This is a genomic window from Peribacillus kribbensis DSM 17871 (genome assembly GCF_000430765.1).
Classification (GTDB): domain Bacteria; phylum Bacillota; class Bacilli; order Bacillales; family DSM-1321; genus Paraperibacillus; species Paraperibacillus kribbensis.
Window position 1 is genome coordinate 315695 of the sequence record NZ_KE387238.1, and the last position, 13077, is coordinate 328771.

The window sequence follows — 13077 nt, forward strand, 5'->3', positions numbered from 1 at the left end:
TTTTTCCTCGGCTTACTTAAAACTCTCTGCCCGCATTCCCGGTATTCTGAATGGGAACACTTTCGACTATTTCCAGGCCATATCCGGTCAACCCGGTTATTTTCTTTGGATTATTGGTCAGCAGTCTCATTTTTTCTATTCCCAAGTCCCTCAGGATCTGTGCCCCGATTCCATAATCGCGCAGTTCGGGTGCTGAGCCAGTTTCCAGTGAGGCAGGGGTTTCGCTTGATTTATAAGACCATAGCTTATCGAGAAGGCTGGTTCCTCTTGAATCCTGGCGCATATAAACAAGGACGCCTTTGCCTTCCGCCTGGATCTGGGCCAGGCTCGCATGCAGCTGCGGGCCGCAATCACATAAATGCGATCCGAACACATCTCCAGCCAGACATTCTGAATGAACCCTGACCAATACAGGTTCTCCCGGTGCCCATTCACCTTTAATAAGAGCAAGATGCTCCAGCTTATCAATAGGGTTGGTATAGCCTATCGCCCTGAATTCACCGAATTTTGTCGGAAGGTCGACCTCTACTTCACGTGTCACGAGTTTTTCGTTTCGATTACGGAATCGGATCAGCTCTGCAATGGTGATAAGTTTTAGATCATGCTTCAGAGCAATATCCTTTAAATCCGGCACCCTGGCCATGCTTCCGTCTTCATTCATGATTTCACAGATCACACCAGCAGGCGCAGCGCCTGAAAGGACTGCCAGGTCTACTGACGCTTCCGTATGGCCGGCCCTGCGGAGGACTCCCCCTTCTTTTGCGATGATCGGGAACACGTGGCCGGGTCTTCTGAAATCAGCAGGTACTGTTCGTTCATTAAGCAGTTCCATAATGGTCCTGGATCTCTCATGAGCGCTGATTCCGGTACTGGTCGTCTTATGGTCGATGCTTACTGTAAAAGCAGTTCCATGGTTGTCTGTATTATGTTCAACCATTGGATGAAGGTCCAGCTTAGAGGCCAGGTCCTCGGTTATGGTTGTACAAATAAGACCCCTGCCGTGGGTGGCCATAAAATTGATGGCCTCCGGAGTCGCCTTCTCTGCACTAATCACAAAATCTCCTTCATTTTCCCTGTCTTCATCATCGACCACAATCACGGCCTTGCCAGCTTTCAAATCTTCAATAGCTTCTTCGATTGTATGGAACATGTCAACAACCACCTTATTTAAATCCATTTTCAGCTAAAAATTCCAGCGATATTTCTCTCTTTGGCGCCTTTCTCTCCAATTGATGGACAATATATTTGCCTAACATATCGTTTTCAATATTCACGACATCTCCAGGCTGCTTTTTCCCCAAAACTGTGTCCTGGTGTGTGAGAGGAATGAGGGAAACCGTAAGCAGATGATCTGTAATCCCAAAGATTGTCAAACTGGTGCCATCAATGGCTATGGACCCTTTCGGTATACAGTACCTGGAGGCTTCCTCGCTTAGCTCGATGGTGTAATATACTGCATTTTCTTTTCTTTCTTTTCTCACAATTGTCCCGATGCCGTCCACATGGCCGCTGACAAAATGACCCCCAAACCGGCCTTGAGGGCTCATCGCCCTCTCCAGATTCACAGGGGAACCCGGCTTCAACAGTTTTAGAGAAGTATCTTTAACCGTTTCCGGCATCACATCGACGGTGAAGGAGGAACTTGTAAACGAGGTAACTGTCAAACAGACTCCGTTTACAGAAATGCTGTCTCCCAGATGAACGTCCTCCAAAATTTTATCGGAGAGAATCGTCATCTCCATGCTTTTCCCGCTGCTGTTGATGGATGACACCTTGCCGATATCCTCAATTATGCCCGTAAACACCCAATCACCTTCTTTTAAAATGGACTAAAAACCACAGGAAAAGCCCTGCGGAAAATCCTGCAGGGCTGGGAGAGATGATCTTAAGTATCACAAAATAAGCCTATTTTTTCACAAAAAAACAGACGGATGCTGTATACAATTTCATTGTCCTTCTCCCATCCAGACTATACTGTCGGCTTTGGAATCTCACCAAATCCTGCCTTTTACGGCTCGCGGGCTTAGAGCAATCTCATTACCGCCGGCTGGGAATCTCACCCTACCCTGAAGGACTATTTCTGCGCAAAAAATTCTCAAGCAGAAATACTACATATTCATTTTACTTTTATTATCATACAATACTTTTTTAACGTGCACTACTATTTTACTCTGTATTCTTTTATTATTTACTATCTCCTTATGATATAGTTCTAAACCGCCAGCCTGAACCTGATAAACAAGAATAAGACGTGAACCCCATTCATACGTATATTCCTTTATGCAAAAGGTGATTTATTTCACGACAACTTTCATTTCTATATGCTCATGAATTTTTTCTTCTTTTTCAACATGCACTTTGACATGATAAAACCCTGCAGCAGGAAATTTGTGTGTATATGTATAGACTCCCCGTGCAGCTTCCTTGGCATCCAGATACTCGTGCCTGCTTTCTCCGTCTTTCCAGAGTTCGAATCTTACGGCTGCCTTTTCAAGCGGTTCATTGTGATTAGAGACATGGGCAGTAAGCAGAACATCTGCATGTGCCTTGATATTTTCCACACCCATTAAATGAATTTGTACGTCACCGCTATGATCATGTTCTCCCCCGCCGTTGTCAGACTCTTTTGCAGCAGCCGTATCTCCTTTGCCAACTATGAGTTTTCCGCTTGGCATGCTGTGCATGTCCCTTGCGGTCACATGGGAGGTAATCAAATAGACGCCATCTTCCGAAAAAGTTTTTTTAATTTTGTAGATTCCTTTTTTCTGTGTCTTGACCTCCACCATTTCGGATTCAGCTTCACCGTTTCTTCTAATTTCGAATTCCACTTTCTCTGCATCTGTCACTGCCTTTTTGTCCTGAGTCACTTTAGCAGAAAGCTCAACCTCCTGATTGACTTCTGCCGTTTTAGGTATATGTAATTGGACATCGAGCATTTTGGGCACCGCGTCCCTGGTTTCACGATGACCTGAGTCTGAACAGCCAGATAACAGAAGCAGTGCAGTCAGAATGGCCGCTCCATATTTTTGCATGTTTTGTCCTCGTTCCATGTTAGTTTATTCAATTTTTAATTATACTTGATGACAATGGAATAATTGTGTACAAATTCGTACATTTGCCAAAGGAAAGTGAAACAGGGAGCACACTTTTTCACTCGTGTACTCCCCCTCTAGTAAAACTATTTCAGTTCCCGGGCAATATATTTAGCACTCACCCAGCCTGTATTTCCTGTTGGAAGCTTCACCTGATACCAAGTTCCCGAAGGATCAGTAATCAGACTGTTATCCTTGTTCATCACCAGCATGACATTTTGATTCAGTTTTAATTGTGTAAGAATATTGCTGGAGGATGATGTATCCGGCGTTATTCGTACGTTGACCGTGTCTGTGGCTCTCCCCAGGTTTAATGCACTGATATATGTTTTGTAATTAACGAAATCAATGGATTTGGTCCAATACAGCTTTCCGTCCGTCTCCACTTTCACCCAGTAATCATTGGTTTTTTCGATGAGATGGAGCACACTTCCTTTTTTAGCCGTCATGATATGATCCGAAACCCCTTTGGCAGAATTGAGGACTAAATCGCTGTTTGCCATGATGGATATCCCATCCGGGAATAGATCACTGCCTTGTGGTATAGAAGGTACCTGGTCAGATGTTTCATTCCTTACTGCTCTGGAATAGTAGGCAGGATCGTATGGAAGGATATTCTGCATATGCGCTGCAATCTTTTTCCCCCATTCAGGGTCACTTGCATAATAAAAGTTCATTCCCTCACTGTCAGCATCGATCCGCTTTCCTTCCATATCAACAGTACTGAACCCCAGATAAGCCCCTTTATATCGAAAGAAGACGCCTGATATAGGATTCGGATTCAGATAAGTTGCCTTAATCTGCCTTGCAATATAATTGATATTTTCCTCCAGTGAATTAAATTTATAGGAAGAAATAAACGGGGCTGCATCATATGATCCAAAACCGAATAAATTATTCTTCCCGATGGAAATCAGGGAGGTCCCAAATGCACTTTCATGAATAGCATGTGCAGCAAGATAAAGGGAATTCACTCCATATTTCTTTCCTGCGTCGACAAAAAGTTGTCCTTTTCCGGATAAAACGCTGACACTTCTAAAGCTTTTATATCTGCTGTCTATATAGAAATTGATCTGTTGGGCAGTTACCGGGGACTGTGTGCGCAGGTCAATGAACTGGTAGCCTTCCCTGCTGCCCTGATAGCCTGTTTTCACTTGTATCAACCCTTCCTCCCTCACATAACCTGAGGTACTTCCACTCATGATTTTGTACCAGCCATCAGAGGTTTTTGCCTGGGCTGTAACAAGGGTGGATGCTGCAATACTGCCAGTTATGGATGAGCCTTCAGATGCTTCTTTATATAGGGTAAGATCTGTATTTGTGACAAAGGAAAGATTATTTACTTGTACTTCAACTGCATTATTCTTCTGTAAATCCTCACTCTTTACATATCCCTGGCGTCCATTGAAGGAAACCTTGAACCAGGTGCCAATTTTTTCTTGAGGCACAAGCTGGCTTCCGGCCGGGATGCTACCGAGCATTTTATAGGCACTTCCGAACGATTCATAGAGAGTGGTGTCTTGTAATGCAGAGTATGTCTCCTGGGTGACAGGGCTTGCTTTTTCTTTTACAACATCCTTGCTGTTTAGATAATAGGTTTTGGAATTGAATTGAACCTTGTACCAGAGATTCCCGTCAGGACTGACTGCCTTTCCTGGAGAAGAAAATCCGTTGTTCGCCGTGACAGTGCCCTGCTTTGTAAACACGTTTTGATTGAGAATAAATAGTGCCGCCTCGTTCTTGGTGAAGACGATTCCCTGGCTGCTCGTATCATATTGTATATTGGGTGCTGCGGAATATTTTTGGACTGCTCTTGAGTCAATCCAACCCCAAAGTCCCTTGTACCCCGCTGAATACCAGCTCCCAGCCATTAAATTCGATGAAAGCACGGTTCCCTTCGGAATTTTGACGAGCTTTTTATATCCAGTTCCCAATCCCTGAAATAAATAGGTATCCTGTGTAGTTTGAAGCTTGATCTGGGCGGTGCTCACCTTCGCTTTTGCCCCTGTGTCCCTGCTGTTTATATACAAGGTTTTCCCTGAAAAAGAGAGCTGGTACCATTTCTCGCCCCTGCTGTTGGTCACAAGCAGTGTAGTATAAAAGCCGTTTCCTGCTGCAAGTGTCCCTGCCCTCTTGTTTATTGTATCCGCGGAAGGATATAAAGCCGCGCTTTTTGGAGCAAAGAAATAAGTTTTTACTATGGGCTGCTTGTAATAATATTCTTTAGCATATTTCTTCATAATCCATCCGGCAGCAGAGGTTTTCTTTTTATTCTTCGTAAATGTATAAGTTACCTTCAGCCAGCTGTCCTTTTCTTGTACCGATGCAGCGACTGCTCCTTTTGGGATCGTGAGGATTGTTTTATAACTCGTTTTGGGTCCAGAGCGCAAATTAACATTTGCCGTTGTCTGATAGTTGATCACCTGTGTCTGAGCGAAAGCTTCAGAATTTCCTATTGACTCCCTGAATGGCAGCGGATAGACGGCAGCACCTGTTGTAATTCCGGCTGTCAAAACCAGAAGTCTTGCAATCTTTTTCATAGATTCTCCTTTAAGTACTCCAAACATGGATGTTTTACCCATGTAAGAAATAAGTATATTTGGGATAACATAAACAAATTGTAAAATACTCCTAGTAGAATTATAGCAGGGCGATAAATCTATGACTATGTAAAATCCATACAAATAACGATAAATTAATAGTTCTTACAACCCGGCAATATTCAATAAATAGGAAAAACCCCTTTAGGGGGTTTTTCTAGAAGGGGGTATGATGGTATTTTCTTAAGCCGAAGGCAATATTGTTTGGACTTTTAGAATGAGTTATTGGAGTGTGTTGTTTACTTATCATAGGCAGGTAGATTATAGGATATCCAGTCTTACAAGAAGGGCAACCAAGAGCTGTACAAGGATTTGGATATTTACTGCTACTTGTGTGTCGACTGTTTCAACAGAAACATTTCTGGAATTCTCAATAACTGTTTTCTGGCGTGAGATCTGCTTAACCTGTGAAGATTGAAGCAGCTCTTGGGCCACTCTCTCTGCCCTGCTTGCATCAGCGATGGAAATGTTGATGAGTACCACAATGGCAGCCTGAAGTGCAGCCTGGAGTGAGATGGCCGCTTTAGTATCGATTGTAGTAACTGTAATGTCACAAGAGTCTTTAATAAAAACTAATTCCTCTGAAAGCTGGAATTCATTCCTGCTTTGCACAGCTTCCTGCTGTACATTCTCTTCCTGATCGCAGCATAATGGATGGTTCCTTGTTGGGTCGAGGGCAGACCATCTCTGGCTGGAGCAAGCACTTACTTCTTCATTTCCTGAGTGATAATATTCTTGGTTCATTCATGTTCCTCCTATATCCCTTTTGGATATTTGATCTTCGGTTTTACCCGATTCCTTATTGATCTTTATTGAAAATCTTCAGAGAATTAACATCATTTTCAACCGTTTCTGCAGCAGCAACAGCATCCCCGGATTGGTCAGGGTCGGCAGCCGGTGGAACAGCAGACGTGACTGTGGTTTCTGTGACATTTTTGTGTAAGTTTTTCAGAAAAGAATCTGCTTGTTTTTTTAGCTTCTTAACCGTTTTCCGCAATTCCTGCTTTTCCTTATCGGAAAGCTTCATAGCAGTATTTTCTATTCCATGTTTCTTAAGCGTATTTGACACAAGCAGCCCCATTAACCCTTTAGTTGCGTCTTCATGCTTAGACTTTCTCTTCGACACTTATACCCCTCCTTTTCTTTATTCCCTATTACCTTATGTACACAGCCTGACTTTTGCCTTAAGGCAAACGTGTAATTTATACAAGCGTGAGCCCAAACTTTCTGGGGGGACTGCCCCTATTTCCCTGGGGACATGCCCCTTTTCCCATGGACAGACCCCTATTTCCCGGGGACAGACCCCACTTCCCGGGGACACGCACCGTTTCCCAAATACGGGTCACAAACAGCCTATTGATGAATAAACTGTAAGGATTGGATAAAAAATCATTTTTATGTTTGATTGTCTCTATATTGGTAAAAGTTAAAGAGGACGTATTAAGAAAGGAGGCATGCCGATGTCAAAGGAGAAACACCCTTTGTTTTCTGATGAGTTTCTGGATAATCTGGCATCTGAGATTAATCAGATGTACAGTGGAGGAGCCGCTGAGGAAGCCCCTCTTGAACAGAGTGAGGATACTGGATTGATTTAATCTAAAGGGGATTCCTTCTCTCTTCCCCTAATTGCACCCGGCTGTTCACTTCTCATGTTTGTTTTTTTAACACACAATGACATTCCTTATGACCCTGACCCATTTTGGGAAATATTTTTCCTGTGCTCTCAAGCAAAACAAAACCGGATTTTTCTATAGATCTGCAGGAATTAAGATTTCCCTCCCAGGCTTGAGCATGGATTTCTTCCACCATTAATTGATGGAATGCAAAATCATAATCCAGCCATCGGGCTTCCTGTGTAAATCCTTTTCTCCAATAGGGCTTTCCCATTCTCTGACCTCCTATGAAATCACTTGAGCCAGAGATGCATGAATGGTTCAATATTCCTTAAAACAACCAATTGTCCCTGAAGGAGCGGGGCATCCTTGAAAAAGTGCCTCATGAAAAATCTCCTTCCTATTTCGGCTGGCTTGTTCGAGTAAAATCCTTACAAGTTATTTTCTTCCACCAGGCGGCGGTGCTAAAAGCTGCAGCCATTATGATAGCACCATGGCTGTATTCGCTGCGGCAGATGCCATTGCTTTCCTCCCCTTTATGTATTACCTCCATCATACAGCATGACAGTCCATATATTCCTTGCCTTGACAGGGATTCTATAGGCAGTTTTAGTTCCTACCCGGCCGTTTTGCTTTACTATATTCAAAAATAGAGATAAAATTATAACTGGAATCTATATAACTGCTAGGGGTGCCTGATAACCGGGCTGAGAGAAAAACGTTGTTTTTTAACCCTTTGGACCTGATCTGGATGATACCAGCGTAGGAAAGTAGTAATAAATAGACAGACCCTCTATCTATTTGATATTACAAGCCAGGTCCACATTCGGTCCTGGCTTTTTTGTGTCTTATTCCTGGCTGGAATATTAGATGGCAGAGAAACGAAAGGAGATTATTGGGATGGATGAATTGCATATTGCCGGTCTTCTGGACAAAGTGCGGAAGGCAAATCCGCTTGTACATAATATTACAAATATAGTCGTAACCAACTTTACAGCGAATGGACTGCTGGCTCTTGGAGCCTCCCCTGTCATGGCCTATGCCCCCGAGGAGGCAGCCGATATGGCCAAAATCGCAGGAGCTCTTGTATTGAACATTGGCACCTTACAATCGGATGTGGTGGAATCGATGCTGATTGCGGGCAGGTCAGCCAACCATCATTCTGTTCCTGTTATACTTGATCCGGTTGGAGCGGGGGCGACTGCTTACCGGACAGAAACAGCCCGCAGGCTCTTGAAGGAATTGAAGATTACCATATTGCGGGGGAACGCCGCGGAAATTGCCAATGTGATCGGAGAAAACTGGGCGATCAAAGGGGTAGATGCCAGCGCGGGCTCAGGCAATACAGCAGAACTCGCCGTTAAGGCGGCCACAGAGCTTCGCTGTACCGTTGTCATTACCGGAAAGGAAGATTTCATTTCGGATGGCAGTACAGTATATTCTTCAGCCAATGGACACCCTCTTTTAACGAAGGTTACCGGTACAGGATGCCTTCTCACTTCTGTCATAGGAGCCTTTGCAGCAGTGGAGGAAAATCCTGCGGCAGCCTCACTGGCAGCTGTGGCCGCTTATGGAATGGCTGCTGAGCTTGCCGCTGAAAAGACAGAAACCCAGGGTCCCGGAAGCTTTCAAATTGAATTGTTAAATCAATTATCCAGGATTAACAGCAGGGATATAGAACGTCTAAGCAAGATAGAAAAATTGTGATACTTTGGAGGAATTCCCTATGCAAAAAGCATTGACCATAGCAGGCTCTGACAGCGGCGGCGGGGCTGGCATCCAGGCAGATCTGAAAACCTTCCAGGAAATGAAGGTTTATGGCATGTCAGCACTTACTGCCATTACTGCCCAAAATACAGTCGGCGTACAGGCTGTTTATCCAATGACTCCTGAGGCTGTTGCTGCCCAAATGGATTCCATTGGCAGTGATATCGGAACAGATGCCCTTAAAACCGGCATGCTGTTTAATGCAGACATCATCAAAGCGGTCTCTGATAGAATCAAATTCTATAAGTGGACGAATGTCGTGGTCGATCCAGTCATGATTGCTAAAGGAGGTGCTTCCCTTCTTCAGCAGGAAGCTGTTTCGGCACTTAAAGAGCATCTGCTGCCTCTTGCTTCAGTCATCACCCCCAATATCCCAGAGGCTGAAGTATTGACTGGCTTAACGATCCATACACTGGATCAGAAAAAGGAGGCAGCCAGATTGCTGCTCGATTTAGGGGTAAAAGCTGCCGTTATTAAAGGCGGCCATGATGAGGACCCTATGGTGTCATCGGATTTATTTTATGACGGACAAAGCTTTGTCGAACTAAAAAGCACCAGAATCAACACAAAAAACACACATGGTACCGGATGTACGTTTTCTGCTGCTCTCACGTCGGGACTTGCGAACGGTGAGGAAGTGCTGGAGGCTGTCACTAAAGCAAAGAAATTTATCCAGGCGGCTATCCAGAACCATCTCCACATCGGCCACGGCCATGGGCCGACCAATCATTGGGCCTATAACGAGACAGGAGGTTCCCTTAGTTGATATACACATCCCAAGAGATAAGAAAGCTGCTTAAAGTGTACTTTATCATGGGCAGCACTAATTGCTTTAAAGATCCAAAAGAGGTATTAGAGGAAGCCATCAAAGGCGGCATCACTTTATTTCAGTTCAGGGAAAAAGGGACTGGGGCCCTTCAGGGAGAGGAAAAGCTGACATTGGCCAAAGAACTGCAGGCGATATGCAAAGAGAACAGCATCCCCTTTATCATCAATGATGACCTTGATTTAGCCCTTACTCTTGATGCAGATGGAATCCATATTGGACAGGATGATGGAGATATCGTAGAGACAAGAAAACTCATTGGAGACGATAAAATCCTTGGCGTTTCCGTCCACAGTGAAGAAGAGGCTGTATTGGCTAAGCTCTCCGGTGCCGATTATTTTGGCATCGGCCCGGTCTTCCCGACAAGCACCAAGGAAGATGCAAAGCCTGCGCGGGGATCTGTTTTGATTGAGGAGCTCCTAAAAAGAGAAATCCATGTACCCATCGTGGGAATTGGCGGAATCACCCCTGCCAATGCGGGTACAGTAATGGCTTCTGGAGCAGATGGCGTTTCCGTTATAACCGCCATATCGCATGCGGATTCTCCCCTGCAGACAGCCAGGGAGTTAAAGAGCATATGTATCAAATAAAACAAGAAGGACTGCTGGTCCTTCTTGTTTTCATCTTATATTTGACATTGAGTATTCTTTAAGAAAGTTCCTGACCACCTCATGATAAACATCTGCTATCAACTTTCTCTCCCATTCAGCTGGCAAAGCTGCTTCCCCCTTAATCCATATGCCAGAAACATATATTTTTAGTATGTTTAAGTTCTTAAGCAAAAACTGCTGTGCCTGCTATAAAAGGAGCTAGACCATTAGAATAACGTTTAAAAGATTTTTCGTAGTTTTTTATATAGTTCTCACTGTCTTTCACTTCCAGCAGCCATCTTTGCCCCGCTGCGATCATAACCTGACAAAAGATATTTATATCGACATGCAGGGCTCCATTCATGATTTGATCATGAGTCTGCGAGTCGCCGGAAGGTACAATAAATAGGATTTTGATAGAGGGCTTTTGCTCTGGACTTCCCTGATGGAGGAAGGAGCATCTAATATGATAACAATCGCTGGCAGTCAGATACATCTTTCCATCTACGTATTTATCATACCAGGCTTGATACTTAATTCCATTCGTTCTGCCATTCTTTGACTCCAATGCAGCACATAGATCAGGGATGCATAAAGCCATTCCTAATGCTAATTGATAAACTCCGGCATCCAGGCCTCTTTCTATTTCAGCAAACAAATCCTCCATCTAAACCACTCCCCCTAGAAAGATATATAGAAGGATTCTATAAGAAGATAGAAGATTCCTTTTTTATCTGTACTATACGAGCTTTGTTTTTATAGGCTCTTTCCTAAAAGATTGTTGCTTTTTAATTTCTGTGAGGCAATTTCATGATTAAAACAGGTGGAGTGGAACGAAAGTTGTGAGACTCCTGATCCAGCTGCGAAATCGATGTCTGCTTTTCAAATAGTGTGGTTTTTAGAATTTATTTGTGCTTCAGACTGCCTCCATTATGTGCGATTTAAAAAGCATCGTTAGGAGGACAGGTGAATATCGCAAAATACTAATTAAAATTCCCAGTAACTTAGTCAGGCATATTCTTTTACGAGGTTACATATTCTATGATAAGATGAATTTAAGTAACATACAGTGGAGGATTTTAATGGAATTTGTAGAACCTTTCAAGGATATCCAGCACATTCTTGCACTTAAGAAGTTTTTTAAAGAGCATTCACAGCGAGATTATCTTTTATTTGTCATGGGCATCAATACAGGGATGAAGATCAATGAACTGCTCAGTTTAAAGCTGAATGATATTCTTGATGAAAACCAAAATTTGAAGCATTTCTGTATACTTCACAACCCAGCCTCGGGAATTACTTCGAGCTATCCTTTGAATTCAAAGGTGAAGGAGGCACTCAGCCTGTATCTCAAGTCCAGAGATTCACTGGGTGAGGACTATCTATTCATTTCTGCCAAGACCCAAAAACCAATCAGCCGCCAGCAGGCACACCGTATCATCCACGATGCACTCGACCACCTTGGCATAAGAGGAAGATTCGGAACGGGATCCATGAGAAAGACGTTTGGATATTTTGCCTATATCAAAGGAATTTCCATTTCAATCATCCAGAAATGTTACCACCATTCCTCCCCTTCCGAGACGTATAAATACCTAGGATTAACAAAGGAGGATACGGACCAGCAGGTTTTTATTGATGTAAACCTGTAGGTTACGAACAAGAAGGGCAGGAGAGCTGCTACAAAAAAAGGAGGAATTTTATGACTGATCTCATTCAGGCTAAATCCCAGCACAAAAGACTTTCCCCAACAAAAATTTTTACCAGAGCTATATTTTTGACCCTCGGAGCTCTTCTTATGGCTACAGGACTAGAAATCTTCCTTGTTCCAAACCAGGTCATTGATGGAGGAATCACAGGTGTCTCCATCATGCTATCCTCTGTAACAGGCTGGGAGCTCGGTATCTTTCTGATTATTATCAACGCTCCCTTCATTTATCTCGGCTATAAACAAATCGGCAAAACCTTCGCTTTCTCTTCTATATATGGAATCACTGCCTTATCCCTTTTTGCCACACTCTTTCACCCCGTCCCCGCTTTCACGGAAGACATACTGCTCGCTACGATTTTCGGCGGCATGGCAATCGGTATCGGCATCGGGCTGGTCATCCGAAATGGCGGTGCACTTGACGGTACAGAAATTCTTGCCATCGTCATCAACAAAAGGGTCCCATTTTCCGTTGGCGAAATCGTTATGTTCCTGAATATTTTCATTCTTGGAGCCGCTGGTTTTGTATTCTCATGGGATCGGGCCATGTACTCCATTCTCGCTTACGTTATTGCTTCAAAGGCAATCGATACAGTAGTAGGCGGACTTGAAGAATCAAAATCCGTATGGATCATCAGCGATTACATCCATGAAATTGGAGATGCGATCAACGCCCGTCTTGGACGCGGGGTCACTTATCTGCATGGAGAAGGAGCCTATTCCGGCGAGGATAAAAAAGTCGTCTTCTGTGTTATAACCAGGCTTGAAGAATCCAAGCTGACCTCTCTTGTTGAGGATATCGACCCTTCTGCTTTTCTGGCAATTGCCGATATCGCGGAGGTACGCGGCGGTAGATTTAAAAAACGTAGCATTCATTAATG

At 43.7% G+C, this 13077-nt stretch carries 14 protein-coding genes and 2 riboswitches; of the genes, 6 read left to right on the forward strand and 8 right to left on the reverse strand.

All coding sequences use genetic code 11. From position 1 onward, the window contains the following. Positions 1–16 precede the first annotated feature (16 nt). The 6 genes from ribB to H539_RS0115315 form a co-directional block, all read right to left on the reverse strand. Positions 17–1150 carry a 3,4-dihydroxy-2-butanone-4-phosphate synthase gene (ribB, locus tag H539_RS28710; RefSeq protein ID WP_051348610.1) on the reverse strand — a complete coding sequence of 378 codons (1134 nt, stop codon included), beginning with the start codon at positions 1148–1150 and terminating at the stop codon, positions 17–19. Positions 1151–1163: 13 nt separating this feature from the next. Beyond that, complete coding sequence (gene ribE, locus H539_RS0115295; RefSeq protein ID WP_026694245.1) at positions 1164–1805, reverse strand: riboflavin synthase; 642 nt, start codon at positions 1803–1805, stop codon at positions 1164–1166. A 143-nt stretch (positions 1806–1948) separates the two neighbouring features. Next, positions 1949–2078, reverse strand: a riboswitch (FMN riboswitch). A gap of 216 nt (positions 2079–2294) precedes the next feature. Next, positions 2295–3032 carry a FixH family protein gene (locus H539_RS0115300; RefSeq protein WP_026694246.1) on the reverse strand — a complete coding sequence of 246 codons (738 nt, stop codon included), beginning with the start codon at positions 3030–3032 and terminating at the stop codon, positions 2295–2297. A 146-nt stretch (positions 3033–3178) separates the two neighbouring features. Beyond that, on the reverse strand, positions 3179–5632 hold the full coding sequence (locus H539_RS0115305) for an SH3 domain-containing protein (RefSeq protein WP_026694247.1): 2454 nt from the start codon (positions 5630–5632) through the stop codon (positions 3179–3181). Positions 5633–5953: 321 nt separating this feature from the next. Further along, positions 5954–6436, reverse strand: a complete 483-nt coding sequence (locus tag H539_RS0115310; RefSeq protein ID WP_026694248.1) for a spore coat protein — start codon at positions 6434–6436, stop codon at positions 5954–5956. 55 nt (positions 6437–6491) lie between these two features. Next, on the reverse strand, positions 6492–6818 hold the full coding sequence (locus tag H539_RS0115315) for a hypothetical protein (RefSeq protein WP_026694249.1): 327 nt from the start codon (positions 6816–6818) through the stop codon (positions 6492–6494). A 334-nt stretch (positions 6819–7152) separates the two neighbouring features. Here H539_RS0115315 and H539_RS33130 point away from each other — a divergent pair, with 334 nt between their 5' ends. Then, entirely contained in the window at positions 7153–7287 is a 135-nt protein-coding gene (locus H539_RS33130) for a hypothetical protein (RefSeq protein ID WP_281171429.1), read from the forward strand. Positions 7288–7339: 52 nt separating this feature from the next. On the opposite strand, the gene H539_RS28715 is transcribed toward H539_RS33130, so the two are convergent. Further along, entirely contained in the window at positions 7340–7579 is a 240-nt protein-coding gene (locus H539_RS28715) for a GNAT family N-acetyltransferase (RefSeq protein WP_051348611.1), read from the reverse strand. 403 nt (positions 7580–7982) lie between these two features. After that, positions 7983–8091: riboswitch (TPP riboswitch) on the forward strand. Positions 8092–8205: 114 nt separating this feature from the next. On the opposite strand from H539_RS28715, the gene thiM reads away from it, so the two are divergent. From thiM to thiE, 3 genes are read left to right on the forward strand one after another with little or no spacing between them, the layout of a single operon-like run. Next, on the forward strand, positions 8206–9012 hold the full coding sequence (gene thiM / locus H539_RS0115335) for a hydroxyethylthiazole kinase (RefSeq protein ID WP_026694251.1): 807 nt from the start codon (positions 8206–8208) through the stop codon (positions 9010–9012). Positions 9013–9031: 19 nt separating this feature from the next. Next, positions 9032–9838, forward strand: coding sequence for a bifunctional hydroxymethylpyrimidine kinase/phosphomethylpyrimidine kinase (gene thiD, locus H539_RS0115340; protein ID WP_026694252.1), 807 nt, complete (start codon positions 9032–9034; stop codon positions 9836–9838). Beyond that, the gene (thiE, locus tag H539_RS0115345; protein WP_026694253.1) at positions 9835–10488 is read left to right on the forward strand and encodes a thiamine phosphate synthase; all 654 of its coding nucleotides are present in this window, start codon (positions 9835–9837) and stop codon (positions 10486–10488) included. Before thiD ends, thiE begins: the two co-directional genes overlap by 4 nt. Positions 10489–10672: 184 nt before the next feature. Here the strand turns inward: thiE and H539_RS0115355 are convergent, their stop codons facing one another. Then, positions 10673–11155: a hypothetical protein gene (locus H539_RS0115355; RefSeq protein WP_026694254.1), complete on the reverse strand. Its 483-nt coding sequence runs from the start codon at positions 11153–11155 to the stop codon at positions 10673–10675. 415 nt (positions 11156–11570) lie between these two features. Between H539_RS0115355 and H539_RS0115360 the strand changes: the two genes are divergently transcribed. Continuing rightward, positions 11571–12140: a tyrosine-type recombinase/integrase gene (locus tag H539_RS0115360; RefSeq protein ID WP_026694255.1), complete on the forward strand. Its 570-nt coding sequence runs from the start codon at positions 11571–11573 to the stop codon at positions 12138–12140. A 50-nt stretch (positions 12141–12190) separates the two neighbouring features. Continuing rightward, complete coding sequence (locus H539_RS0115365) at positions 12191–13075, forward strand: YitT family protein (protein WP_026694256.1); 885 nt, start codon at positions 12191–12193, stop codon at positions 13073–13075. The last annotated feature ends 2 nt before the right edge of the window (positions 13076–13077 follow it).

Coding starts and splice junctions, on each gene's coding strand:
- ribB (WP_051348610.1), bottom strand. CDS start 1,150: ATGTTCCATACAATCGAAGAAGCTATTGAAGATTTGAAAGCTGGCAAG.
- H539_RS0115300 (WP_026694246.1), bottom strand. CDS start 3,032: ATGCAAAAATATGGAGCGGCCATTCTGACTGCACTGCTTCTGTTATCT.
- H539_RS0115305 (WP_026694247.1), bottom strand. CDS start 5,632: ATGAAAAAGATTGCAAGACTTCTGGTTTTGACAGCCGGAATTACAACA.
- H539_RS0115310 (WP_026694248.1), bottom strand. CDS start 6,436: ATGAACCAAGAATATTATCACTCAGGAAATGAAGAAGTAAGTGCTTGC.
- H539_RS33130 (WP_281171429.1), top strand. CDS start 7,153: ATGTCAAAGGAGAAACACCCTTTGTTTTCTGATGAGTTTCTGGATAAT.
- H539_RS28715 (WP_051348611.1), bottom strand. CDS start 7,579: ATGGGAAAGCCCTATTGGAGAAAAGGATTTACACAGGAAGCCCGATGG.
- thiM (WP_026694251.1), top strand. CDS start 8,206: ATGGATGAATTGCATATTGCCGGTCTTCTGGACAAAGTGCGGAAGGCA.
- thiD (WP_026694252.1), top strand. CDS start 9,032: ATGCAAAAAGCATTGACCATAGCAGGCTCTGACAGCGGCGGCGGGGCT.
- H539_RS0115355 (WP_026694254.1), bottom strand. CDS start 11,155: ATGGAGGATTTGTTTGCTGAAATAGAAAGAGGCCTGGATGCCGGAGTT.
- H539_RS0115360 (WP_026694255.1), top strand. CDS start 11,571: ATGGAATTTGTAGAACCTTTCAAGGATATCCAGCACATTCTTGCACTT.
- H539_RS0115365 (WP_026694256.1), top strand. CDS start 12,191: ATGACTGATCTCATTCAGGCTAAATCCCAGCACAAAAGACTTTCCCCA.